The sequence below is a fragment of the Streptomyces sp. NPDC058758 genome (assembly GCF_042746075.1).
Taxonomy (GTDB): domain Bacteria; phylum Actinomycetota; class Actinomycetes; order Streptomycetales; family Streptomycetaceae; genus Streptomyces.
Genome location: NZ_JBHYPS010000037.1, coordinates 25,667 through 48,400 on the forward strand (window position 1 = coordinate 25,667; position 22,734 = coordinate 48,400).

22 protein-coding genes are annotated in these 22,734 nt (G+C 75.8%); 8 read left to right on the top strand and 14 right to left on the bottom strand.

Features of this window, described 5'->3' with window-relative positions; translation table 11 throughout:
- Positions 1-106 precede the first annotated feature (106 nt).
- The 6 genes from ACFW6A_RS31365 to ACFW6A_RS31390 all read right to left on the bottom strand — a co-directional run bounded on the left by ACFW6A_RS31365 (position 107) and on the right by ACFW6A_RS31390 (position 5,173).
- Positions 107-586, bottom strand: coding sequence for a GNAT family N-acetyltransferase (locus ACFW6A_RS31365; RefSeq protein ID WP_351851840.1), 480 nt, complete (start codon positions 584-586; stop codon positions 107-109).
- Positions 587-725: 139 nt separating this feature from the next.
- Complete coding sequence (locus tag ACFW6A_RS31370; protein ID WP_351851837.1) at positions 726-1,637, bottom strand: M56 family metallopeptidase; 912 nt, start codon at positions 1,635-1,637, stop codon at positions 726-728.
- A complete protein-coding gene (locus ACFW6A_RS31375; protein ID WP_351851835.1) occupies positions 1,634-2,026 on the bottom strand; it encodes a BlaI/MecI/CopY family transcriptional regulator in 393 nt (130 codons plus the stop codon). Before ACFW6A_RS31375 ends, ACFW6A_RS31370 begins: the two co-directional genes overlap by 4 nt.
- A 202-nt stretch (positions 2,027-2,228) precedes the next feature.
- Positions 2,229-2,510, bottom strand: coding sequence for a metal-sensitive transcriptional regulator (locus tag ACFW6A_RS31380; RefSeq protein WP_030749685.1), 282 nt, complete (start codon positions 2,508-2,510; stop codon positions 2,229-2,231).
- A 38-nt stretch (positions 2,511-2,548) separates the two neighbouring features.
- Positions 2,549-4,813, bottom strand: coding sequence for a heavy metal translocating P-type ATPase (locus ACFW6A_RS31385; protein WP_386477995.1), 2,265 nt, complete (start codon positions 4,811-4,813; stop codon positions 2,549-2,551).
- Positions 4,814-4,891: 78 nt separating this feature from the next.
- On the bottom strand, positions 4,892-5,173 hold the full coding sequence (locus tag ACFW6A_RS31390; protein WP_351851829.1) for a cation transporter: 282 nt from the start codon (positions 5,171-5,173) through the stop codon (positions 4,892-4,894).
- Positions 5,174-5,411: 238 nt separating this feature from the next.
- On the opposite strand from ACFW6A_RS31390, the gene ACFW6A_RS31395 reads away from it, so the two are divergent.
- From ACFW6A_RS31395 to ACFW6A_RS31415, 5 genes are all read left to right on the top strand, one after another.
- Positions 5,412-6,401, top strand: coding sequence for a hypothetical protein (locus ACFW6A_RS31395; protein WP_351851827.1), 990 nt, complete (start codon positions 5,412-5,414; stop codon positions 6,399-6,401).
- A 51-nt stretch (positions 6,402-6,452) separates the two neighbouring features.
- Positions 6,453-7,142, top strand: coding sequence for a copper homeostasis protein CutC (locus ACFW6A_RS31400; protein ID WP_351851824.1), 690 nt, complete (start codon positions 6,453-6,455; stop codon positions 7,140-7,142).
- A gap of 252 nt (positions 7,143-7,394) precedes the next feature.
- Positions 7,395-8,309 carry an aminoglycoside phosphotransferase family protein gene (locus ACFW6A_RS31405; protein ID WP_386644595.1) on the top strand — a complete coding sequence of 305 codons (915 nt, stop codon included), beginning with the start codon at positions 7,395-7,397 and terminating at the stop codon, positions 8,307-8,309.
- Between the two features lie 161 nt (positions 8,310-8,470).
- Entirely contained in the window at positions 8,471-9,880 is a 1,410-nt protein-coding gene (locus ACFW6A_RS31410; protein ID WP_386644598.1) for a hypothetical protein, read from the top strand.
- Between the two features lie 44 nt (positions 9,881-9,924).
- The gene (locus ACFW6A_RS31415; protein WP_386644601.1) at positions 9,925-10,359 is read left to right on the top strand and encodes a DUF6892 domain-containing protein; all 435 of its coding nucleotides are present in this window, start codon (positions 9,925-9,927) and stop codon (positions 10,357-10,359) included.
- Here ACFW6A_RS31415 and ACFW6A_RS31420 read toward each other — a convergent pair.
- Together ACFW6A_RS31420 and ACFW6A_RS31425 are read right to left on the bottom strand one after the other, a co-directional pair.
- Complete coding sequence (locus tag ACFW6A_RS31420; RefSeq protein WP_351851814.1) at positions 10,356-10,769, bottom strand: VOC family protein; 414 nt, start codon at positions 10,767-10,769, stop codon at positions 10,356-10,358. The genes ACFW6A_RS31415 and ACFW6A_RS31420 overlap by 4 nt on opposite strands.
- Positions 10,766-12,805 carry a UvrD-helicase domain-containing protein gene (locus tag ACFW6A_RS31425; RefSeq protein WP_351851811.1) on the bottom strand — a complete coding sequence of 680 codons (2,040 nt, stop codon included), beginning with the start codon at positions 12,803-12,805 and terminating at the stop codon, positions 10,766-10,768. The genes ACFW6A_RS31420 and ACFW6A_RS31425 overlap by 4 nt, the downstream gene beginning before the upstream one ends.
- A 260-nt stretch (positions 12,806-13,065) precedes the next feature.
- Between ACFW6A_RS31425 and ACFW6A_RS31430 the strand changes: the two genes are divergently transcribed.
- Together ACFW6A_RS31430 and ACFW6A_RS31435 are read left to right on the top strand one after the other, a co-directional pair.
- A complete protein-coding gene (locus ACFW6A_RS31430; protein WP_351851808.1) occupies positions 13,066-13,245 on the top strand; it encodes a hypothetical protein in 180 nt (59 codons plus the stop codon).
- Between the two features lie 70 nt (positions 13,246-13,315).
- Positions 13,316-13,654 (top strand): hypothetical protein, encoded by a 339-nt coding sequence (locus ACFW6A_RS31435; protein WP_386644604.1) that lies wholly within the window; start codon positions 13,316-13,318, stop codon positions 13,652-13,654.
- A gap of 13 nt (positions 13,655-13,667) precedes the next feature.
- Here ACFW6A_RS31435 and ACFW6A_RS31440 read toward each other — a convergent pair whose 3' ends face one another.
- The 3 genes from ACFW6A_RS31440 to ACFW6A_RS31450 form a co-directional block, all read right to left on the bottom strand.
- Entirely contained in the window at positions 13,668-15,305 is a 1,638-nt protein-coding gene (locus ACFW6A_RS31440; protein ID WP_351851802.1) for a DNA repair helicase XPB, read from the bottom strand.
- 72 nt (positions 15,306-15,377) lie between these two features.
- A complete protein-coding gene (locus tag ACFW6A_RS31445) occupies positions 15,378-15,746 on the bottom strand; it encodes a glyoxalase (protein WP_386644607.1) in 369 nt (122 codons plus the stop codon).
- 31 nt (positions 15,747-15,777) lie between these two features.
- On the bottom strand, positions 15,778-18,462 hold the full coding sequence (locus tag ACFW6A_RS31450; RefSeq protein WP_386644610.1) for a helicase-associated domain-containing protein: 2,685 nt from the start codon (positions 18,460-18,462) through the stop codon (positions 15,778-15,780).
- Between the two features lie 76 nt (positions 18,463-18,538).
- Between ACFW6A_RS31450 and ACFW6A_RS31455 the strand changes: the two genes are divergently transcribed.
- Positions 18,539-19,825: a hypothetical protein gene (locus ACFW6A_RS31455; protein WP_386644613.1), complete on the top strand. Its 1,287-nt coding sequence runs from the start codon at positions 18,539-18,541 to the stop codon at positions 19,823-19,825.
- On the opposite strand, the gene ACFW6A_RS31460 is transcribed toward ACFW6A_RS31455, so the two are convergent.
- Genes ACFW6A_RS31460 through ACFW6A_RS31470 form a run of 3 tightly spaced genes read right to left on the bottom strand, consistent with a single transcriptional unit; the run spans position 19,787 to position 22,730 of the window.
- Positions 19,787-20,647, bottom strand: coding sequence for an ABC transporter ATP-binding protein (locus ACFW6A_RS31460; protein WP_351855647.1), 861 nt, complete (start codon positions 20,645-20,647; stop codon positions 19,787-19,789). The two genes, ACFW6A_RS31455 and ACFW6A_RS31460, sit on opposite strands and share 39 nt — an antisense overlap.
- A complete protein-coding gene (locus ACFW6A_RS31465; protein WP_351855644.1) occupies positions 20,644-21,729 on the bottom strand; it encodes an iron chelate uptake ABC transporter family permease subunit in 1,086 nt (361 codons plus the stop codon). Before ACFW6A_RS31465 ends, ACFW6A_RS31460 begins: the two co-directional genes overlap by 4 nt.
- A complete protein-coding gene (locus ACFW6A_RS31470; protein ID WP_351855642.1) occupies positions 21,726-22,730 on the bottom strand; it encodes an iron chelate uptake ABC transporter family permease subunit in 1,005 nt (334 codons plus the stop codon). The genes ACFW6A_RS31465 and ACFW6A_RS31470 overlap by 4 nt, the downstream gene beginning before the upstream one ends.
- Between the last annotated feature and the right edge of the window lie 4 nt (positions 22,731-22,734).

Below are 22,734 nucleotides of genomic sequence, written 5' to 3' on the forward strand. Positions count from 1 at the left end.
CGCGATGGCGTGGATCTGCCACGCACCCTCGCGCGCCCTCGCACACACCCCGCACGCGCTCGTACGCACCCCCGCACGCGCCCGTACGGGTCCGGTCCGCCGGTTCCTAGACCGCGCGGCCCCAGCGCCTCGGCCCCAGGGCGGCGAAGCCGTGGCCCCGGTAGAAGGGGAGCGCCGGGTCCGCCTCCACCGGCAGCTGAACCCGCTGCTCCCGCGCGTCGTAGCCGCGCGTCCGGTCGGTGGCCGCCGCCAGCAGGGCCGTACCGATCCCGCGGCGGCGCGCGCCCTCCTCGACGGCGAGGGCGTACAGCTCGCCCTCGCCCGGCACCGGCACCCCGCACGCGGCGGCGCCGACGACCCCGCCCCCGGGGCGCTCCGCGACCAGCCAGCCGAGCCAGCCGGGCGCGCCTCCCGGAATTTCTATTTCCGCGCGTATCCGGGGCAGCGCGCATTGTGCGGAGATCAGCCGGCGCAACGGGATTTCGTCCAGCATTCCGGCGTAGCTGCTCCGGATCGCGTCGGCGAGCAGCCGGGATATCGACGTCGCGTCGCCGGCCGCTGCCGTACGGACGCCAGCGAGCTGCATTGGATCTGTACCCTTCGCCGTGCCGAGCGCCGTGGTGGACCGGAGCCCCAACGTACCCACAATAGCGACCGATTCCCGGGTGTGTGACCGATGCGAAATCTACGAATTCGCTTAGTAAATAGCTGAGTTGGTGCGGACTTTAGGCCGGGAAGGAACAGCAGGCGACCACCAGCGGAGCCATCGCGAGAGCCGCCGCGCCGATCGTCAGCAGGCCCCGCAGCACGGGGTGTCCCGCGCTGTGCGGAGTCAGGATCCGGCGCATCCGGAGGGCCGCCGAAGGCCCGCCGGCGGCGAACGCGGAGCGCGGCGCGCGGCCCGCCGCGAGGGCGTAGAGCGCGGTGGCGAGCGCGTCCCGGGAGCAGCGCCGCAGGGCCCGGTCGTCGGCGGCCATCTCCAGCAGCAGCGGGACCGCCGCGGAGCCGTGCCGGGCGAGCGGCAGCCGCCGGAAGACCGTGCCGAACGCCTCGGCGGCGGCGACCAGGAGGTGGTGCCGGCCCGCGATGTGCGCCCGCTCGTGGGCGAGGGCGGCGCCGAGCTGCGCGGGGGTGAGGGCGTCGACGGCCCCGGAGGAGACGACGACCCGGCGGCTGCGGCCCGGCAGGCAGTAGACGGCGGGCCGGGCGTGGTCGAGGACGGTGGCCCGCAGCACGGGGTCGTACCGTCCGATCAGCCGCAGCACGCCCGCGTGCTCCCGCCGGGCCCGGCGGGCCCGCAGCAGTCCGCGGGCGAAGGCGCCGGCCGGCACGGCGAGGACCGCGGCGGCCACGGCCAGCGCGGCCAGTTCCCGCCCGCGCAGCGCGAACAGCTGTCCGGGGGTGGGCGGCCGGAGCGTCAGCACCATGTCGGTGAGGCGGTGGCTGGAGTCGCCCGGCAGCAGCAGCTGCGCGGGGAGCAGCGCGCCGGCGACGGCGAAGACGGCGCCGCAGGCGGCCCAGACGGTGACCGCGAGCCGGGGCACCTGCTGCGTCCAGCGGGCCCGGACCAGCAGCCAGGGCACGAGGAGGCCGGAGAGCAGGGCGAGTCCGAGGGGCACCAGGGCGTGGTGGTTCACGCGCGGCCTCCCGGCGCGGCCTCGGCGTCGGCCTCGCCGCGGGCCGCGCGGAGGGCGGCGTCGAGGGCCTCGACGTCCTCGTCGGAGATGGCCTCGACGAAGCGGAGCAGGGCGGCGGGGCGGTCCCGGCTGTCGCCGAGGGCGTCGCGCATCAGGCCGGCGGTGTACTCCTCGCGGCTGCGGACGGGTTCGTACAGCCAGGCCCGGCCCGCCTTCTCGCGGCGGAGCCAGCCCTTGCGGTGCAGGATGTCGGCCACCGTCATGACGGTGGTGTAGGCGACCCGGCGGCCGCGGTTGATGTCGTCGACGATCTCGCGGACGGTGGCGGGCCGCTGCCAGGCCCACAGCCGGTCCATGATCTCGGCCTCCAGCTCTCCCAGCCGGCGCACGTGCGTCCCCTCCCGTCGCGGGCGGCTCATCGTACGGCTCGCACACCCGCCCGAGGTATACCCCCTGGGGGTAAGGTGGCGGGTTTGCGACGGCCCCCGTTCCGGCCCGGGAGCCGCCCTGGAACGGGCCCGGAACGGCCGCCGCCCCCGTGCGGCGGCCCGCTCTCGCGGACCCCTCGCGCGGGGGCGGCCGTGAACTCCGTCAGGTCCGGATCAGCCGGGCGATCGCCTTCGACGCCTCGCCGACCTTGACCTTCGCCTGGTCTCCGCCGGCGGCGATCGCCTCCGTGACGCAGCAGCTCAGGTGCTCGTCCAGGAGGGCCACCGCGGTGGACTGGAGGGCGGCGTTGATGGCCGAGACCTGGGTCAGGACGTCGATGCAGTAGACGTCCTCGTCGACCATCCGCTGCACCCCCCGGACCTGTCCCTCGATCCGCCGGAGTCTTCTGATGATGTCTTCCTTGTGCTGCACGTAACCGGCCACGGCGGGCTCCCGTCACATCGGGGGAGAAGGGGAGGGGGTCACTTGTCCGCGGCCTGGAAGCCGCGCAGCCGCAGGCTGTTGCCGACCACGAAGACCGAGGAGAAGGCCATCGCGGCACCGGCGATCATCGGGTTGAGCAGTCCGGCCGCGGCGAGCGGCAGGGCGGCCACGTTGTAGGCGAAGGCCCAGAAGAGGTTGGAGCGGATGGTGCCGAGGGTCCTGCGGGAGAGCCGGATGGCGTCCGCCGCGGCCCGCAGGTCGCCCCGGACGAGGGTGAGGTCGCCGGCCTCGATCGCCGCGTCCGTGCCGGTGCCCATCGCGAGCCCGAGGTCGGCCTGGGCGAGCGCGGCGGCGTCGTTCACGCCGTCGCCGACCATGGCGACCGAACGGCCCTCGGCCTGGAGCTTCTTGACGACGTCGACCTTGTCCTGCGGCATGACCTCGGCGATGACCTCGCCGATGCCGACCTCGGCGGCGACGGACTCGGCGACCGCCTGGTTGTCGCCGGTCAGCAGGATCGGGGTGAGCCCGAGGCCCTTGAGCCGGCGGATCGCCTCCGCGCTGGTCTCCTTGATGGCGTCCGCGACCTCCAGGACCGCGCGGGCCTCCCCGTCCCAGGCGACCGCGATGGCCGTCCTGCCGGCCTTCTCCGCCGCGTCCTTCGCGGCCTTGAGGCTCGCCGGGAGGGACATCGCCCACTCCTCCAGGAGCTTCTCGCGGCCGACGAGGACGGCGTGCCCGTCGACGACGCCCTGGACGCCGAGGCCGGGGACGTTGGCGAAGTCCTCGGGGGTGGGCAGGGCGCCGACCTTCGCCGCGGCGCCGGTGGCGACGGCCTGGGCGATGGGGTGCTCGGAGGAGTGCTCCAGGGCGCCGGCCAGGCGCAGCACGTCGGTCTCGTCGGTGCCGGCGGCGGTGTGGACCTTGAGGAGGGTCATCCGGCCGGTGGTGACGGTGCCGGTCTTGTCCAGGACGATGGTGTCGACCTTGCGGGTGGTCTCCAGGACCTCGGGACCCTTGATCAGGATGCCGAGCTGCGCGCCGCGGCCGGTGCCGACCATGAGGGCGGTCGGGGTGGCCAGGCCCAGGGCGCACGGGCAGGCGATGATCAGGACGGCGACGGCGGCGGTGAAGGCGGCGGTCAGGCCCTGGCCGGTGCCGAGCCAGAAGCCGAGGGTGCCGAGCGAGAGCGCGATGACGATCGGCACGAAGACGGCCGAGATCCGGTCGGCGAGCCGCTGGGCGGCGGCCTTGCCGTTCTGCGCGTCCTCGACGAGCTTCGCCATCCGGGCGAGCTGGGTGTCGGCGCCGACGCGGGTGGCCTCGACGACGAGCCGGCCGCCGGCGTTCAGGGTGGCGCCGGTGACGGAGTCGCCCACGCCGACCTCGACCGGCACGGACTCGCCGGTCAGCATGGAGGCGTCCACGGCGGAGGAGCCCTCGACGACGGTGCCGTCGGTGGCGATCTTCTCGCCGGGGCGGACCAGGAAGCGGTCGCCGACCTGGAGTTCGGCGGTGGGCACGGTGATCTCGCGCCCGTCCCTGACGACGGTGACCTCCTTGGCGCCCAGCTGCATCAGCGCCTTGAGCGCGGCGCCGGCCTTCCGCTTCGAGCGGGCCTCGAAGTAGCGGCCCGCCAGGATGAAGGCGGTGACGCCGGCGGCGGCCTCCAGGTAGATGTTCCCGGCGCCGTCGGTGCGGGCGATGGTGAACTCGAAGGGGTGCGTCATCCCGGGCGTGCCGGCCGTGCCGAAGAACAGCGCCCACAGGGACCACAGGAACGCGGCGATCGTGCCGACCGAGATCAGCGTGTCCATGGTGGCCGCGCCGTGCTTCGCGTTGGTCCAGGCGGCCCTGTGGAAGGGCCAGGCGGCGTAGACGACGACCGGGGCGGCGAGCGTGAGGCTCAGCCACTGCCAGTACTCGATCTGGAGCGCCGGGACCATCGCCATGGCGATGACGGGGACGGCGAGGGCGACGGCGGTGACCAGCCGCTGCCTGAGGGGCCGCAGCTCCTCGTCGGCCTTCTCCTCGTCGGAGGGGCCGCTCTCGCCGGGGGCCTCGCCCTTCGGCGGGGCGGGCTCCTCGGCGGTGTAGCCGGTGGCCTCGACGGTGGCGATCAGGTCGGCGACCGGGATGTCGGCGGCGAAGGTGACCTTCGCCTTCTCGGTCGCGTAGTTGACGGTGGCCTCGACCCCGTCCATGCGGTTGAGCTTCTTCTCGATGCGGGCCGCGCACGAGGCGCAGGTCATGCCGCCGATGGCGAGCTCGACCTGGGCGGTGCCCGGAGTGGTCGTGGTCATTTCCTGCTCCTCGGTGTAGCGGGTTCGGGGGCCGGGGCCCGGGCGGGGGTACGGGACGGGCCCCGGCGGCCGGATCGGTCAGGCGCGGCCGGTCAGCTCGTAGCCCGCGTCGTCGACCGCGGCGGCGATCGCGGCGTCGTCGGGCGCGCCGTCCGTGGTGACGGTCACCAGGCCGCCGGCGACGTCGACGTCCACGGAGAGGACGCCCTCCAGGGCGCTGACGGAGGTGGTGATCGCGGTCTTGCAGTGGCCGCAGGTCATGCCCGAGACCGCGTAGACGGTGCTGGTGGCGTCGGCCACGGCGACCGCGGTGGTGGTGCCGGTCGAGCAGCTGTTGTCGGGGGTGCAGCAGGAACCCATGTCGTCCTCCATCGTGTGTCCGGTGGACCGGATACCCTCGGGGGGTATCGGCGGTGTGGATCCATGTATACCCCCCGGTGGTATCCGACGCAAGTGTCGGCCCGACTTGACTTGATACCCCCCAGGGGTATGGTGAAGTGCAGAGAGCGAGAAGAACGCACCACCGCGCGTCGCCCCCGCATCACCGCGTCGGCCCCGCGCACCACCGCGTCAGCCCCACGCATCAGGGAGAGCAGCCATGAACACCGGAGTGAAGATCACCGCCTTCGCCGCCGCGCTCGCCGCGACCTTCGGCACCGCGTACGGGGTCGGGAAGGGCGTCGGCCCGGTGGAGGAGCCGAAGAAGGCGGAGCACGGCGAGCACGCCGCCGCGACGCCCGAGCCCAGCGCCTCCGCCGGCGGCCACGCGGGCCACGAGGAGGCCGCCCCCGCCGGCGCCGGGCTTCCCGGCGGCCTCCAGGTCTCCGACGGCGGCTACACCCTCGCCCTGGAGACCCCCGCCCCGCCCGCGGGCCGCAGCACCCTGAAGTTCTCCATCCAGGACGCCACCGGGAAGAAGGTCACCGCCTTCACCACCGAGCACGGCAAGGAGCTGCACTTCATCGTCGCCTCGCGCGACCTGACGGTCTTCCGCCACCTCCACCCCGAGAAGGCCCCCGACGGCACCTGGACCGTCGACGCCGACCTCCCGGCCGCCGGCGCCTACAAGGCCTTCGCCGACTTCAAGCCCGCCGCGGAGGGCGCCGAGGGCCTCACCCTCGGCGTCGACCTCGCCGTCCCCGGCGCCTTCGCCCCCCAGCCGCTCCCCGCCGCCGCGTCCACCACCACCGTCGACGGCTACCAGGTCCGCCTCGGCGGCACCCTCGACCCCGGCAAGGCCGGCGAGCTGCGCCTCACCGTCTCCAAGGACGGCGAGCCGGTCACCGACCTGGAGCCGTACCTCGGCGCGTACGGGCACCTGGTCGCCCTCCGCCAGGGCGACCTCGCCTACCTCCACGTCCACCCGAACGAGGGCGGCCCCGGCCCCGACGTCTCCTTCACGGCCACCGCGCCGAGCGCCGGCACGTACCGCCTCTTCCTCGACTTCCAGCACGAGGGCAAGGTCCGCACGGCCGCCTTCACCGTGAAGGCGGGCGCCCCGGCGACGCCCCCGGCCACCGCCCCGGCGCCCGCCGCGACGCCCTCGGAGACGGGCGAGCACGATGCGGGAGGTCACTCGCACGGCTAGTCTGGTCATTGGACTAGACCTGTAGCCGTCATTCATGGAGGAATGGGCGCAATGAGCAACCGTGCTGTCCTGGAGGTGATCGCCCTCGACGAGCAGGACGCGGTCGCCGCCCAGACCGGGGGCGCCGACCGCCTCGAACTCGTCACCGACATGGCGGCGGACGGCCTCACCCCGTCGACGGCCGGCTTCACCGCCATCCGCCGCGCGGTCGACATCCCGCTCCGCGTGATGCTCCGCCTGGCGGACGGCTTCGCCGCCGGAGACGTCGACACCCTGGTGGCCCGCGCGGTGGAGCTGCGCGAGGCCGGCGCCGACGAGTTCGTCCTCGGCTTCCTCACCCCCGCCGGCGAGCCCGACCTCGTCGCCGTCGAGCGGCTCATCGCCGTCCTCGACGGCGCCCGCTGGACCTTCCACCGGGCCATCGACCGCGCCGCCGACCGCGACGGCCTCCGCAAGCGCCTCGCCGACCTCCCCGGCCTCGACACCTACCTCACGGCCGGTGCCGCGACCGGCGTGGACGACGGCCTCCCGGTCCTGGAGGCGGAAGCCGCCCGCACCGGCGAACCCGGCTACGAACCGCAGATCCTCGTCGGCGGCGGCCTCCGCCTCGACCACCTCCCCCGCCTGCGCGCCGCCGGCCTCACCGCCTTCCACATCGGCGGCGCCGCGCGCCCCCAGGGCTGGACCTCCCCGGTCTCGGCGGACGCGGTCCGCGCGTGGCGCGAGGCGGTGGACGCGTAGGAGCCGGGGGGCGACGGCCGGAGGCCCCCGCGTCCTCCCGGCTGCCGCGTCCCCCTCTTCCGCGTCCTCCCGGCTGCCGCGCCCCTCTTCCGCGTCCTCCGCTCCCCGCCTCCTCCCGCCCCACGGACGCGGGGCCACCCTGCGGAGCCCGGTGGGGAACTCCCCTTCGGGGGAACGCCGTTCGCCGCGCGCGGGCGCGCCGGCCGACGAAAAGGCGGTGCGGCGCCCGGCCCCCCTCGCTAGCCTCCCCGCATGGCGGACCCACGCGACCCCGCACCCGACGAAGACCTGGTGCGCCGGCTGATCGTCGCCCAGTTCCCCCACTGGGCCGGGCTCGGCGTGCGGCGGGTCGCCTCCGCCGGGACGGACAACGCGATGTTCCGGCTCGGCGACGACCTCGTCGTGCGCCTGCCGAAGGCGCCGTGGGCGACCGGGCAGATCGAGAAGGAGCGGCGCTGGCTGCCCCGGCTCGCGCCCGCGCTCCCGCTGCCCGTTCCGGTGCCCGTCGGGGCCGGGGTCCCGGGGGAGGGCTTCGGCGCGCCGTGGGGGGTCTACGCCTGGCTGGACGGCGCCGACGCCTGGAACGCGCCCGTCACCGACCTCGCCCACGCCGCCGAGGAGCTGGGCCGCTTCGGGGTCGCCCTGCGGGCGGCCGACGCCGGCGACGGACCCCCGTCCTTCCGGGGCGGCCCCGTCACCGCGTGGGAGGACGGCGCCCTCCCGGTGGCCGTCGCCGCCCTGGCCGACGCCGGCCTGCTCGACGCCCGCGCCGCCCTCGACGCCTGGGACCGGGTCCTCGCCCTCCCCGCCTGGGACCGCGACCCGGTCTGGCTCCACGGAGACCTGCTCCCCGGGAACCTCCTCACCCGCGACGGCCGGCTCAGCGCCGTCATCGACTTCGGCGGCCTCGGCACCGGCGACCCCGCCGCCGACCTCATGCCCGCCTGGACCCTCCTCTCCCCCGCCACCCGCCCCCTCTTCCGGGCCGCCTCCCGCGTCGACCCCGCCACCTGGTCCCGGGGCCGCGGCTGGGCCCTCTGCTGGGGCCTCGTCACCGACCACCACTACGGCGGAGGAACCGGCCCCGGAACCGCCCCCGCCCCCAACCCGGTCCTCGCCGCCGTCGCCCGCCGCACCTGGACCCAGGCCCTGCCCGAGTTCGCCTGACGGCCCGGCCGCATTCCCGTCCGCTTGGGTGGCGAAGACGCCGAGAACGCGACATAAGCGCAGGTCAGAGGCGACCGCGAGAGGTTGACCGAGATTCCGGTCCGGGTGATAGTGGCGCTCGCGGCCGGGCCTGTCCGGCCGGTTCACCAGGGTGGGGACTCTTGAACGACATCCGTACGCGCGCCGAGGCGTTCATCGCCGCCGGGCGCCCCGGGGAGGCGCGGACCGCCGCGCGGGACGCGCTCGACGCGGACGGCCCCGACGCCGGGCTCTTCCTCGTGCTCGCCCGCGCGCACATGGCCGAGGACGACGACGACCACGACGACGCCGCCGAACGGGCCTTCCGGCAGGGCCTCGACGCCTTCCCGGACGACATCGCCCTGCTGGGCGGGTACGCCGAACTCTGCGCCCGGACCGATGCGTTCGAACGGCCGGGCCGGCGTGCCCGCGGCGAGGAGGTCATCGCCCGGCTGCGGGAACTCGCCCCGCACTCAGCGGAGTTGCGGCGAGCCGATGCGGCCGGGACGTCCGTCTCCACCGGCTCCAAGGACGCCGCCTCGGTGCGGCGGGTGCAGATCTTCGACGCGGTCGCCGCCTTCGCGGCCGCGCCGACGCCCGCCGGCGCGGCCGCGCAGACGGCCCGGTGGGCCGCCGCCGCCCCGCACGACCGCCGGCTCGCCGTCCTCGCCGAGACGACCTCCGCCCTCGCCGCCCCCGGCCGGGCCTGGCCGCGAACGCTGCTGTGCCGGGCCTCCGAGTACCGGCTCCTCGGCACCGCGCTCGTCGTCCTGCTCGTCGTCCTGCGCGTCACCGTCCTCCCGATGCCGTACGGCGTCACCGTCGCCGTGCTCGTCCTGCTGAGCCTCCCGGACCTCGCCCTCCGCCGACTCCTCGGCCGGGCCCGTGACCGGGCCGCCGCCCGCCTGGCGGACGCGGTGCCGTCCGAGGCGGACGGCTCGCAGGCCCCGGCCCCCGAGGGCTTCGGCGCGCCGGAACTGCCGCCCGTACCGCGCTTCACCCGCCGAGAGCTCGCCTTCGCGGGCGCCGGCCTCGCCCTCGTGCTGATCGCCGGCGGCGCCGCGTACGCCTCCTCCCTCGCCTATCCGCGCTACCGGGTGGTCGCCCACGACGAGTTCCGGGGTGCCGAGGGCGCCGACCTCGGGGCCCTCGGCACGGCCGGGTCGATGGAGGGTGTGGAGGACTCGCTGCTCCGGATGTACGGCTCCGGGACGGACACCGCCGACGGGGACCAGCTCGTGGTCTTCGCCGCGGCCGGCGACTTCCACCGGGTGAGGGCCCAGGACGTGTCCGGACGGTACGGCATGCTCGGGGGACTGGAGGAGACCACCGACGTCCGGGAGGACTGGAGCGCTGACGCCGGCGCCCGCGGCGGCTGGGTGCAGTGCGCCCGGATCACCGACCTCACCGGGCTCCGCAGGGCCGTGTGCATGTGGGCGGACAAGGGGAGCGTCGGCTCGGCCTCCTTCGTGGCGGAACACATGGGCCGGGCGGAGATCGAGGAACTGGCCGCGGACGTCCGCGAGGCCTTCCTGCGCCCCGTCGCCGGGTGAAGTGCCGGGCGGGGGTGTCCCACCCCCGTGATACCTCTGTCCCCATGACCCAGTTCCGCGACTTCAACCTCAAGCTGCTCGTCATCGAGGAGCTCATGTACTCGGCGGGGACGCTGCTCCCGGTCTACGACCTCGGCGAGGTGCTGGCCGCCCGGGGGATCGGGGACCCCGCGGCCCACGTCCTGGAGAACGACCTCGTGGGGGAGGTGCTGCCGGAGCCCCGGGAGTACTTCGAGGCGCTGGAGATTCCGGCCGAGCTGCTCGCCACCGTCGAGGAGCTGTGCTTCGACGCGGGGGCGGACGTCTTCCGGCACTGCGCCCCGGCCTGGGACGGCGAGGACGACCTCTTCGGCGTGCGGTCGCTCGACGACCTGGACCTGCTGCCCGGCCTCCGCGAGGTCACCTTCGTGGAGGACGGGGTGCTCGCGGTGCCCGACGCGGCGGAGGTCTTCGCCGCGCGGGGCATCGAGACCGACTAGGCGGGCCGGTCGGCGGCGACCAGCTCCACCTCGAAGCCGTCCGCGTTCTCCAGGTAGGCCGCGTAGTGGCCGGGGCCGCCCGCGTGGGGGTGCCGGTCGGGGAAGAGGAGGCGCCAGCCGTGCGCGGGCGCCTCCGCGGCCAGGGCGTCGACGGCGGCCCGGCCGGCGACGTGGAGGGCCAGGTGGTTGAGGCCGGGCCGGTGCCGGTCGTGGGCGTCGCCGTGCCGGGCGGGGGACTCCTCCACCACGAGGTAGAAGGAGCCGAGCGCCCAGCTCCGGCCGCCGTCCCAGCGCTGGAACGGCGTGTAGCCGAGCGCGCCGAGCAGCCAGCCGAAGCTCTCCTCCGCGTGCGCCAGGTCGCCCACCCACAGTTCGAGGTGGTGCGGCAGGCCCGGTGCCGGGGCGGTCACGCGGCGGCCTCCAGCTGCGCGGGCAGCGGCGCCGCGTGGACGACCGTCAGGCCGGAGACGGCCCGGGTGAGGGCGACGTAGAGGCGGCGCAGGCCGGTGCGCTCGTCGGGTTCGCCGTCGACGACGGCGGCGGGCTCGTCGAGGACCACGTAGTCGTACTCCAGGCCCTTCGCGAGCGACGCGGGGACCAGCGTGAGCCGGGACTCGGCGGTCGTCTCCTCGCCGGGCGAGAGGTGGGGGAGGCCGGCCGCGTCCAGGGCCGCCGCCAGCGGCGCGATCCGCGCGTCCGCCGCGATGAGCCCGATCGAGCCCTCGTGCGCGAGGGCGTCCACGCAGGCCGCCACGACGGCCTCGTCGGGGGCGTCGCCCGCCGCCCGGATCTCGAAGGCCCCCGGGTTCTCCCGGACGGACTCCACCGGCGCCAGCCCCGGCGCCATGTGCGGCAGCAGCCGGGAGGCGTACGCGATGACCTCGCTGGGCACGCGGAAGCCGGCCGTCAGCTCCTCCACCCGGGACTCCGGCTTGCCGAGGTGGGCGAGGGCGGTCTGCCAGCTCTCGGTGGCCCAGGGCGTGGTGCCCTGCGCCAGGTCGCCGAGGACGGTCGCGGAGCCGGTCGTGCAGCGCCGGCCCACCGCCCGGTACTGCATGGGGGACAGGTCCTGCGCCTCGTCGAGGACCACATGCCCGAGCGAGTGGGTCCGCTCGACCAGGTCCGTCGCCTCGTCGATCAGCACCGCGTCCGCCGCCGACCACTTCGCCGTCCTCACGCTGCGGGCGGGCTTCGTCCACAGCAGCAGCTTCTGCTCCTCGTCGCTCAGCAGGCCCGCCGCGTGCTCCGCCAGGAAGTCCGCGTCGCCCAGCAGCCGCAGCACCAGCTTCGCGGGGTCGACCGGCGGCCAGCACTCCTTGACGACGGCCTTCACCGCCGCGTTGCGGGCCACGGCGTTCTGCACCCGGTCGTCGGGTGCCTCGCCCGCCTGCTCCATCCGGACGAGGACGGCGTGCGCGATCCGCTGGGGCAGGGCCTCGCGGGCCGCCCCGTACCGGATGTCACGCTCCGTCAGTTCCCGGACGATCTCCTCCAGTTCGTGGGCGGGGACGCGCCAGCGGCGCGAGCCGCGCACCACCATCAGGGGCTCCGTCGGCAGCTTCACGTGCGAGCGGAGCGCCCGCCGCAGCACCTCCGCCATCCGGGCGTCGCCCTTCACGACCGCGGTCGCCGCCTCGTCCGTGCCGCGCACCTCCACGTGGGCGACGAGGTCGTCGACGGTCGCCTGCTTCACCTCCAGCTCGCCGAGGGCGGGCAGCACCTGCTCGATGTACTGGAGGAAGGAACGGTTCGGCCCGATGACGAGGGTGCCGGTGCGGGCCAGCCGTTCCCGGTGGGCGTACAGCAGGTAGGCGACGCGGTGCAGGCCGACGGCCGTCTTCCCGGTGCCCGGGCCCCCCTGCACGCACAGCGTGCCGCCCAGGTCGGAGCGGACGATCTCGTCCTGCTCGGGCTGGATCGTCGCCACGATGTCCCGCATGGGGCCGACGCGGGGCCGCTCGATCTCCGTCTGGAGCAGCCGGCTGGTGCGCTCCAGCTCGGCGGGGTCGGACAGGTGCTCGTCCTCGTACGCGGTGAGCTCGCCGCCCGTGTAGCCGAAGCGGCGGCGCAGCCCGACGTCCTGCGGGTCCTTCTTCGAGGCCTGGTAGTACGGCTGGGAGACCGGGGCGCGCCAGTCGACGACCATCGGGTCGCCGTGGGCGTCGTGGACGTGCCGGCGGCCGATGTAGAAGCGCTGCCCGTGCTGGGTGGGCGGCAGGTAGTCGAGCCGGCCGAAGAAGAGCGGGGTGTGGGAGAGGTCGGCGAGCGCCTTGATGCGGTCCTCGATCTGCCGTTCCAGGACGATCGAGTTGACCCAGTTGGCGGTGACGTCCTTGATGTCCAGGGCCTCGACCTCCTCGCGCATCGCGCGCAGGGCGGCGCGGGAGGAGGTCAGGTGGGCCCGCTCGCGCACGAGCGGATCGTCGGTGGGCACGGCTGCGGACACGGGGAGGCCTCCGGTCGGTACACGGACACACGGATATGCGGATACACGGACACGCGGACACGTCGATGTGGCCGCCGGTTTCCGACCGGACGGCGGCGCTCCCGTGCGGGGACGGGAGGCGGGGAAGCCGGTGATTCTAACGGGGGCCGGGGTGCCCGGGCGAATCGGTTTCCCGTAGGGGGAGGGATCCGCCGTAAGGGTGAGCCCGGTTCCGCCCCCAGGCCGATGTGCCGCGAATGTCCGGATTCCAGAATGGAGGCATGAGCGCGACGACCTTCACCCTCGTGACCACCGTCCCCCGCCCCCGGGCCGGCCGCCTGCTGGCGGCCCTGCGGGCCTTCGGCTCCGCCGCCGTCGGCGTCGTCCTCCTCGGCGACCACGGCCCGGCGGAGGCGGGCGTCAGGAACCCCCGCCCCGTGTACGCGCCGGGCCCCGACTGAGTACGCGCCCGCCGCCGGCTGAGTACGCGGACGCCTGCCCGGGGCGGCGGCCCGGTGGTGGGATCGGGGCATGACGAAGCAGGACGCCCCCGCCCGCCGCACCCCTCCCGGCACGCCCGCCGTGCGCCGCGCCCCTTCCGGCACGGCCCCCGGCGCCACCGCCCTCCGCGTCCTCGCGGGCGTCGGGCTCCTGGTCGCCGGGGTCTGCGCGCTGGTGACGATGGCGGTCACCCTCGACGACGCGGTCTCGGGCGACGGCTCCGGCGGCGCCTTCGTGGTCGCCGGGTTCTGGGCCGCGGGCCTCGCCCACCTGGCCGGCGTGGCGGCCCTCGTCGCGCCCCGCCGCGCCCTCGTCGCCGCCGAGTACGCCCTGGCGTTCGCGGCCCCGGTCCTGGCCCTGCTGGACTGAGCCCGCCGGCCCCCTACGGTGCCAGCAGCTCGTCCGCGTCGACGATCCGGTAGGCGTAGCCCTGCTCCGCGAGGAAGCGCTGCCGGTGGGCGGCGAAGTCCTGGTCGATGGTGTCGCGGGCGACGACCGAGTAGAAGTGCGCCTGGTGGCCGTCCGCCTTGGGGCGGAGCACGCGGCCGAGGCGCTGCGCCTCCTCCTGGCGGGAGCCGAAGGTGCCGGACACCTGGATGGCGACCGTGGCCTCGGGCAGGTCGATGGAGAAGTTGGCGACCTTGGAGACGACGAGGACGTTGATCTCGCCGTTGCGGAAGGCGTCGAAGAGCCGCTCCCGCTCCTTGTTGCTCGTCTCGCCCTTGATGACGGGGGCGTCGAGGTGCGCGCCGAGTTCGTCGAGCTGGTCGATGTACTGGCCGATGACGAGGATCTGCTGCCCGGCGAACTTCCGCACCAGCGCCTCGGTCACCCGCCGCTTCGTGGCCGTCGTCGCGCAGAAGCGGTACTTCTCCTCCGCCTCGGCCGTCGCGTAGGCGAGCCGTTCCGACTCGGTGAGGTTGACCCGGACCTCGACGCAGTCGGCGGGCGCGATGTAGCCCTGCGCCTCGATCTCCTTCCACGGCGCGTCGAACCGCTTGGGTCCGATCAGGGAGAAGACGTCCGCCTCCTTGCCGTCCTCGCGCACCAGCGTCGCGGTCAGGCCGAGCCGGCGGCGGGCCTGGAGGTCGGCGGTGAACTTGAAGACGGGCGCGGGCAGCAGGTGCACCTCGTCGTAGACGATGAGGCCCCAGTCGCGGGAGTCGAAGAGCTCCAGGTGCGGGTAGACGCCCTTCCGCCGGGTCGTGAGGACCTGGTAGGTGGCGATGGTGACGGGCCGGATCTCCTTCCTGGTCCCGCTGTACTCGCCGATCTCGTCCTCGGTCAGCGTGGTCCGCTTCACCAGCTCGCTCTTCCACTGGCGGGCGGAGACGGTGTTGGTGACGAGGATCAGCGTGGTGGCCTTCGCCCTGGCCATCGCCCCCGCGCCGACCAGCGTCTTCCCGGCGCCGCAGGGCAGCACGACGACGCCGGAGCCGCCGTGCCAGAAGCCCTCGACGGCGTGCTGCTGGTACGGCCGCAGGCTCCAGCCGTCCTCGGCGAGGTCGATCGGGTGCGCCTCGCCGTCGACGTACCCGGCGAGGTCCTCGGCGGGCCAGCCCAGCTTCAGCAGCGTCTGCTTGATCTGGCCGCGCTCGGAGGGGTGCACGACGACCGTGTCGGGGTCGATCCGCGCGCCGACCAGGGGCTGGATCCGCTTCGACCGGAGGATCTCCTCCAGGACCGGCCGGTCGGTCGTGGTCAGCACGAGCCCGTGCGCGGGGTGCTTGGAGAGCGTGAGCCGCCCGTAGCGGCCCATGGTCTCGGCGATGTCGACGAGCAGCGCGTGCGGCACGGGGTAGCGGGAGTACTCCACGAGCGCGTCGACGACCTGCTCGGCGTCGTGTCCGGCGGCCCGGGCGTTCCACAGCCCGAGCGGCGTCACCCGGTAGGTGTGGATGTGCTCGGGCGCCCGCTCCAGCTCCGCGAAGGGCGCGATCGCCCTCCGGCAGGCGTCGGCGAGTTCGTGGTCGACCTCCAGCAGCAGCGTCTTGTCGCTCTGGACGATCAGGCAGGACACACATACCTCCGCAGACGGGTCGCGGCGAGGGGAACGGAGAAGTGTACCGCGACGGCCTCCCGCGGGGGCGGGTCAGCCGGTCGGCTGGAGGAACTCCAGGCGGTTGCCGAGGTCGTCGGCGGTGTGGAAGCGGGTGTAGCCGGGGAGGGCGTCGTCCCAGGTCACGGCGGTGCCCCTGCTCTCCAGGCGGGCGGCGAGGGCGTGGATGCCCGTGACGAGGATGCCGGGGTGGGCCTTCCGCGCGGGGCGGAAGTCCTCCTCGACGCCGCCGCCCCGGAACCAGCAGCCGCCCCGGGCCGCGAGGACCGGCGGCTTCGCGACCTCGGTCATCCCGAGCGCGTCCCCCCAGAAGGCGCGGCAGGCGTCCTCGCCGCCCGGCGGGATGGAGAGCTGGACGTGGTGCAGGCCGGTCAGGGCGTGGGCGGCAGGGCTGGTCGGCACGGCATCCCCCTCGATGTCGAGAATCTTGACATCAAGATAGCTCTTCGTCGGCCAGTTCCGCGACCCCCGTGATGCGGTGCAGCGGGTACGTGCGGACCTCGTCGGCCGTGTGGTCGTAGCCCGTCACGAAGCCGCCCTCCACCCGCACCGGCGCGATGACCCGCTGGCTGGCGGCGCCCTCGGCGTTGACGTAGCCGATCCAGACCGCCGAACCCGTCATCGCCGCCGCCTGCACGGTGGCCAGGGTCTCGGCGGCGGAGGTGCGGGGCAGACCGCCCGCGGCGACGGGGACGGCGGGCTCCTTGCGCACGGCCGTGGCGGCGTGGTCGCCCGCCCGGATCGCCCGTACCGCCGCCGCCAGCAGCGTGGCGTCGGGCGCCGGCGGCCCGTCGGGGACGGGGGCCGGCGCCGTGCGGGGCGGGGTGCGGCGGGCGTCGGCGCGGGTGACCAGGACGTCGCCCGCCGCGGACTCGGCGGCCGGCGCGTAGCCCATCGCGCGCAGCCCGTCGAGGAGCGAAGACGGGTCGGTCTGCGCGGCCAGCACCGTCGGCGCGAGGCGGCGCAGCCCCAGGGCGGCCGAGCGCCGGTCGGCCAGGATCTCCCCGAGCAGCGCGTCGTCGTCGCAGCGGACGTAGGCGGACGCGGCCCCGATCCGCAGGTGCCCGTGTTTGCGCGCCACGTCGTCGATGAGGTACGCGAGCGGCTGCGGCACGGGCGTGCGCGCGTGCGCGGCGAGGAAGGCGTGCAGGTCGGAGGCGGAGCGGCCGGTGTCGAGCGCGCGCCGCACCGAACCGGGGGTGAAGCGGTAGACCGTCGCCCCGCCCTTCGACTCCACGTCCGCCAGGACCGCGAGCGCGTCGGCCAGCGGGCGGAGCAGCGGGCCGGGCGCGACGGCCGTCAGGTCGGCCTGGAGCAGGACGTGGTCGACCGCCTCGGGCAGCAGCGGCTCCAGGAGCTCCGCCGCCCGCTCCGCCGCGACCTCCGCCTCCACCCCGCCGCCCTCGGCGCCCGGCTCCGCCGGCGCGTCGACCGGCAGGTTCAGCAGGGCCCGCGCGGGCGTGGACAGGGCGCCGCGGCCGGTGATCCCGAGGAGTTCGGCCTCGTCGAGCACCCAGCGGGCGAGCCGTTCGCGCAGGTCGGCGGCGGGCCGCGGGGCCGCGGCCGGAGCGGCGGGGGCCGGGGGCCTGATCTCCGAGGCCCACGGGCCCGCCGCGCCGGGCTCCGCACCCGTCGCACCCGTCGCTCCGGTCGTGCCCGCGGGGCCGGGAGCCGCGGCGCCGGCCGGCGCCGCGCCCGGGCGGCCCGTCGCGGACGTGCCGCGCGCCGGCCGCTCCCAGCGCAGCCGGGCCAGCAGCGACTCCGGGTCCGCCGCCGCGCCCGGCGGCAGGGTCGCCAGCAGGACCAGGACCCGGTGGCGCACCTCGGGGGCGGCGGCCCGGTCCAGGTCGGGGCCGAGCGCGGACAGCGTCCGCCCCTTCGCGTCCTGGCCGCCGACCAGACCCGGCGTGCGGGTCGCCGGCAGCCAGGCGGTGACCAGCCGCGCCCAGCGCTCGGCCGGCGGCTGGTCGAGCCAGTCGTCGTACGCGGGCGTCGGCGCGTACCGCTCGTCCGCCTCGCCGTCCGAGGCCAGCAGCCCCGCCCCGTAGGCCAGCTCCAGCCAGAAGGCCGCCACCGGCTCCGGCACGTCCAGCGCGGCGGCGGTCCGCTTGAGGTCCCGCACCGACAGGCCGCCGGCCCGCAGCACCGCCGGACCGCCGTGGTCCCAGGACTTCAGCAGCTCCTCGACGGTGGCCAGCGCCGCGTACGCCTGCCCGGCGGCGGCGGCGTCCACGGTCCGGGGAGGGTACGCGCGGGTCACCACCGGCTCCGGTGCGCGCGGCTCCGGCGCCCGGTGCGCCCGGCCGCCCCGCAGGTGCAGCGCCACCTCGCGCGGCAGCACCATCGTGCGCGGCGACACCGGCAGCAGCAGCCCCCGGTCGCGCAGCCAGCTCACCGGCGGCGTCGGCTTCGCCGTCACCTCGCCGTACGGCGGCCCCCACACCAGCCGGTCCAGCACGGAGAGCGCCTCCGGCGGCGCCGTGTCGAGCAGCGCGCCCATCCGCTTCCGGTCGGTGAAGAGCGCGGTCAGCGCGGCCACCGCCGACACCGGGTCGTGCGTCGACGGCAGTCCGGCCGCCGCCACGATCTCCTGGAGCCGCCCCGGCGACATGCCCGCCGTCGCCTCCGCGACCGTCGGACCCAGCCCGGTGGGGGAGGGGTGCTGCGGCGAGGGCGACAGCAGCTCGCGCGCGGTCCGCACCAGCCGCAGCCGGTCGTCCTCGCCCCACACCAGCGCCCGCTCGCGCAGCAGCGCCACCGCGCGGGGCAGCGCCGCCTCGACCTCCGGCGCGTCCGGCCCGCCGCCGAACAGGCCGGCCAGCACCGGGTAGGGCGCCGGGTCCGGCGCCACCGCCAGCGCCTCCGCCACCTGGAGCGAGAAGCGGTCGAGCCGCTCCAGGGCCCGCACCACCGAGGCCCGCGTCCCGGCCCGGGTCGCCAGCTGCGTCAGGTCGTTCGGCACCGGCCCCAGCAGATCGGGGCGGGCCCGCAGCAGCGCGGCCAGCCCGTCGTCCCCGCGCGCCCGCAGTGCCTCGGCCAGCGTGCGCGGACCCGCCGCGGTCCCACTCGGACGTCCCTCGGGCACGTGCGCCTCCCGGTCCAGCTCGCCGATCCCCATCCGCCCCACGTTATCCGCTGCGCAGGCGCTACCGTCAGGACCGGGACGGCGTTCGGCCGGACGGTGGAGGGGCGGCGTGGGCATCGAGAGCGACCGGATGGTCATGGACTACCTGAGCGAGGTCGGTGACCTCGCCCAGCAGCGGCAGCTCCCGCCGGGCGACCGCAGCGCGCTCGTCGCCGGTCTCCGCGACGAGATCGACCGCCGCCGCGCCACCCACGGCGAGGAGTCCCCCTCCGCCGTCCGGGGCATCCTCGGCGACCTGGGCACCCCGGCCGAGGTGGTGACGAGGGCGAAGAACAGGGGAGAAGCCGGCACGCCCTCCGGCACCGGCACCGGTCGTGGCACCGGCACCGGTCGTGGCGCCGGTACCGGTCGTGGCTCCGGCACCGACTCCGACCCCCGCTCCGGCTCAGGCACCGGCCCTCGCCCCGGTTCCGCTTCCGCTTCCGGTACGGCTCCGGTCCCGGCGCGGCGCGGGCGGGCGTGGTGGTCCGACGCCGGCGCGCCCGCCGACGAGGAGCCGGGGGCCGGTACGCCGCAGCGCGGGGCACCCGGAAGGACACCGGGCAAGACCCCGGCGAAGGCACCGGGCCGGGCGCCCGGGAAGGCGCGGGGCAGCGCGCCCGGGAGGGCCCCCGGCAAGGGGACCCCCGTGGACGCGCCGCCCGCCGTCCCCGGCCCCCGGGGCTGGTGGCACGGCGGCCCGGCCACGGACGCGGACTTCGGCGCGGGCGCAGGCACCGGCGCAGGCGCGGGCTCCGACTCCGACGGCTTCGGCTCGGACGCCTCCGGCTTCGGTTTCGGCTCCGCCGGCGGCGGTCCGATCGTCCCCGGTTTCGTGGGCGGAGTGGAGGCGCCCGAACTCTTCCGCCCGCCCGAGCCCGAGGAAGCGGAGCCGGAGGCCCCGGGGGAGGAGCCCGCCCCGGCCGGCCGGGGCCGCCGCCTGGCCCGCCTGCTGCTCCGGCGCCCGGCGCGGGCGGGGGCGGAGGAGGCGGCGGAGCCGGACGCGCCCGCGGTCGCGTCCCGCGGCTTCGCGCACCCCTTCCTCCTCCTCGCCGCGCTGCTGCTGGTCGCCGGCGCGGCCTTCGGCTGGCTGCTCGCGCTGGCCCTCGGCTGGCTCGTCGCGTACGGCTCCCGCCGGCTGAGCCCCGCCCAGGTCAAGACGGCCGTCTTCGTGCTGCCCGGCGTGGCGGCGGCGGGCGGCGCCGGCTGGCTGTGGGGCAGGCTCCGGGGCCGCTGGGGCGAGCCGGTCCCGCCGGGCGCCCTGGACACCGCCCTCGCCGAGACCTGGCCGTGGACCCTCAGGGCCGCCGCCCTGCTCTCAGCCCTCTACCTCCTGCACCGCTCCCGGCGCCGCTGACTCCCCGTCCCAGGGCGCCCCCGGCACCACCAGCGGGGAGCCGGTCACCGGGTCGGGGACGACCACGGCGGGCAGGCCGAAGACCTCCCGGACCATCGTGTCGGTGACGACCTCGGACGGCGGGCCCTGCGTCACGACCCGGCCCGCCTTCATGGCGATGAGGTGGTCCGCGTAGCGCGCCGCCTGGTTCAGGTCGTGGAGGACCAGGACGACCGTGCGCCCGCGCGAGCGGTTGAGGCGGCGCACCAGGTCCAGCACCTCCACCTGGTGCGCGATGTCCAGATAGGTGGTGGGCTCGTCGAGGAGCAGCAGGTCGGTCTCCTGCGCCAGGGCCATCGCGATCCAGACGCGCTGGCGCTGGCCGCCGGACAGCTCGTCCACGGACCGGTCCGCGAGCGGGGCGACGTCCGTGCGGGCCATCGCCTCCGTGACGGCCCGCTCGTCCTCCTCGGACCACTGCTTCCACCACGCCTGGTGCGGCTGCCGGCCGCGCGCGACGAGGTCCGCCACGGTGATCGCCTCGGGCGCGACGGGCGTCTGCGGCAGCAGGCCGATCGAGCGGGCGATCCGCTTCGTGGGGAGCTTCGCCAGCTCCTCCCCGTCGAGGAGCACCGCGCCCCGCACGGGCTTGAGGAGCCGTCCGAGCGCCCGCAGCGTCGTGGACTTGCCGCACGCGTTGGGCCCGACGATGACGGTCACCCTGCCGTCGGGGACCACCAGGTCGAGGTCCTCGACGACGACCCGGTTCTCGTAGGCGAGGGTCAGCCCGCGGGCGGCCAGCCTGCCGCCGGGGCCCGCGCCCGTCTTCGTACCTTCGCTCATGCCTTCTCTCCCGTGCGGCTCCGGACGATGAGCCAGATCAGATACGGGGCGCCGACCGCCGCCGTGAGGACGCCCACCGGCAGTTCCACCGGTGAGAACAGCCGCCGCCCGACCAGGTCGGCGGCGACGACGATCAGCGCGCCGAACAGCGCCGAGCAGAGCAGCGGGATCTGCGCCGTCCGGGTGACCCGGCGGGCGATCTGCGGGGCGAGCAGCGCCACGAAGTCGACCGGCCCGGCGACGCCGGTGGCGACGGAGGCCAGCACCACGCCGACCGCGACGAGCCCGAGCCGCACCCGCCCGAGGCGGACGCCGAGCGCGGTCGCGGTGGAGTCGTCGAGGGAGACGGTCCGCTGGGCGCGGGCCGCCCACAGCACGGCCGGCACCATCACCAGCAGCGTCCAGCGGACCGGCGCGGACTCCTCCCAGCCGCGCCCGTTGAGCGAGCCGGTCATCCAGATCTGCGCCTGCTGGGCGACGAGGTAGTCGCCCTTGGTCATGAAGAGGGTGATCAGGGACCGCAGCGCGATGGCGAAGCCGATGCCGATGAGGACGAAGCGGGTGGCGTGCAGCCCGCCGCGCCACGCGAAGACGTACACGAGCGCGGCGGCCAGGACGCCGCCGGCGATCGACAGGTACGGCAGGACCGCGTACGAGGCGAGCCCGAAGGTCATCGCGCCGACGGTGAGCGCGCCGGCGCCCTGGCTGATGCCGATGATGTCGGGGGAGGCGAGCGGGTTGCGGGCGACGGTCTGGATGAGCGCGCCGGCGATCCCGAAGGCGGCGCCGACGGCGAGCGCGGTGACGAGCCGGGGCTCGCGCAGCTCCTCGACGACGAACGCGGCGGGGGAGTCGCCGCCGGTCAGGATGGTGAGGACCTCGCCGGGGGCGACGGTCCGCTCGCCGACGCAGAGGTACGCGACCGAGACCGCGGCCAGCAGCAGGAGCAGCACCGCGGCGGCGAGCACCGACCGCCGGTGGACGAGGAAGGAGACCGGTCCGGTGCGGACCAGCCCGTATCCGGCGGGCCGGGCGGCGGCGGGCCGCGTCCCGGCGTCCGGGGCGTGCTGCGCGAGGCTCATGCCGGGACCGCCTTCCGCCGCACCAGGGTCACCAGGAACGGCACGCCGATGAGCGCCGTCATGACGCCGGCCGGCACCTCGCCGGGCGGGAAGACGACCCGGCCCGCGACGTCCGCGACCAGCACCATCACGGGGCCGATCAGCGCGGCCATCGGCAGCGTCCAGCGGTGGTCGGAGCCGACGACCGCGCGGGCGATGTGCGGGACGGCGAGGCCGACGAAGGCGATGGGTCCGGCGGCGGCGACGGCCGCGCCGGTGAGGACGGTGGCGCCGAGGCCGCCGGCGATCCGGACGGTGGCGACCTTCTGCCCGAGCCCCTTGGCGACGTCCTCGCCGAGCGCGAGCGCGTCCAGCCCCCGGGCCACCGACAGCACCAGGACGGCGCCGAGCAGCAGGAAGGGCCAGATCTGCCCGATCGTGGCCGCGTCGCGCCCGTCGAGGGAGCCGGTCTGCCAGAACCGGAACTCGTCCAGCGCGGCGGCCTTCGTCGTGAGCACGCCGGTCGTCACGGACAGCAGCAGCGCGTTGATCGCCGCGCCGCCGAGGGCCAGCTTCACGGGCGTGGCGCCGCCCCGGCCGCTGGAGGCGATCGCGTACACGGCGACCGAGGCGACCGCGGCGCCGGCGAAGGCGAACCACACGTAGCCGGAGAGGCTGTGCACGCCGAGGAAGGCGATGGCGAGGACGACGGCGACCGAGGAGCCCTGGCTGATGCCGAGGATGCCGGGGTCGGCGATCGGGTTGCGGGTGATGCCCTGGAGGGCGGTGCCGGCGAGCGCGAGGGCGGCGCCGACCATCAGCCCGATGACGGTGCGCGGCACCCGCAGCTGCCGCACCACCTCGGCGTCGTCGCCGGTCCCGCCGTGCAGGAGGGCGTCGAGGACGGTGCCGGGGGCGATCGGGCGGGCGCCGACGGCGAGGCTGAGGAGGACGGCGAGCAGCAGGGCGACGACGGCCGCCGAGGTCGCGAGGACCCGTCTGGAACGGAAAGCGGCTGTCATGAGC

Excerpts from the sequence above, each read along its gene's own strand:
- ACFW6A_RS31415 (WP_386644601.1), top strand. The coding sequence starts at position 9,925 with ATGACCCAGTTCCGCGACTTCAACCTCAAGCTGCTCGTCATCGAGGAG.
- ACFW6A_RS31405 (WP_386644595.1), top strand. The coding sequence starts at position 7,395 with ATGGCGGACCCACGCGACCCCGCACCCGACGAAGACCTGGTGCGCCGG.
- ACFW6A_RS31365 (WP_351851840.1), bottom strand. The coding sequence starts at position 586 with ATGCAGCTCGCTGGCGTCCGTACGGCAGCGGCCGGCGACGCGACGTCG.
- ACFW6A_RS31460 (WP_351855647.1), bottom strand. The coding sequence starts at position 20,647 with ATGAGCGAAGGTACGAAGACGGGCGCGGGCCCCGGCGGCAGGCTGGCC.
- ACFW6A_RS31385 (WP_386477995.1), bottom strand. The coding sequence starts at position 4,813 with ATGACCACGACCACTCCGGGCACCGCCCAGGTCGAGCTCGCCATCGGC.
- ACFW6A_RS31470 (WP_351855642.1), bottom strand. The coding sequence starts at position 22,730 with ATGACAGCCGCTTTCCGTTCCAGACGGGTCCTCGCGACCTCGGCGGCC.
- ACFW6A_RS31435 (WP_386644604.1), top strand. The coding sequence starts at position 13,316 with ATGACGAAGCAGGACGCCCCCGCCCGCCGCACCCCTCCCGGCACGCCC.
- ACFW6A_RS31395 (WP_351851827.1), top strand. The coding sequence starts at position 5,412 with ATGAACACCGGAGTGAAGATCACCGCCTTCGCCGCCGCGCTCGCCGCG.
- ACFW6A_RS31390 (WP_351851829.1), bottom strand. The coding sequence starts at position 5,173 with ATGGGTTCCTGCTGCACCCCCGACAACAGCTGCTCGACCGGCACCACC.
- ACFW6A_RS31450 (WP_386644610.1), bottom strand. The coding sequence starts at position 18,462 with ATGGGGATCGGCGAGCTGGACCGGGAGGCGCACGTGCCCGAGGGACGT.
- ACFW6A_RS31430 (WP_351851808.1), top strand. The coding sequence starts at position 13,066 with ATGAGCGCGACGACCTTCACCCTCGTGACCACCGTCCCCCGCCCCCGG.
- ACFW6A_RS31400 (WP_351851824.1), top strand. The coding sequence starts at position 6,453 with ATGAGCAACCGTGCTGTCCTGGAGGTGATCGCCCTCGACGAGCAGGAC.
- ACFW6A_RS31465 (WP_351855644.1), bottom strand. The coding sequence starts at position 21,729 with ATGAGCCTCGCGCAGCACGCCCCGGACGCCGGGACGCGGCCCGCCGCC.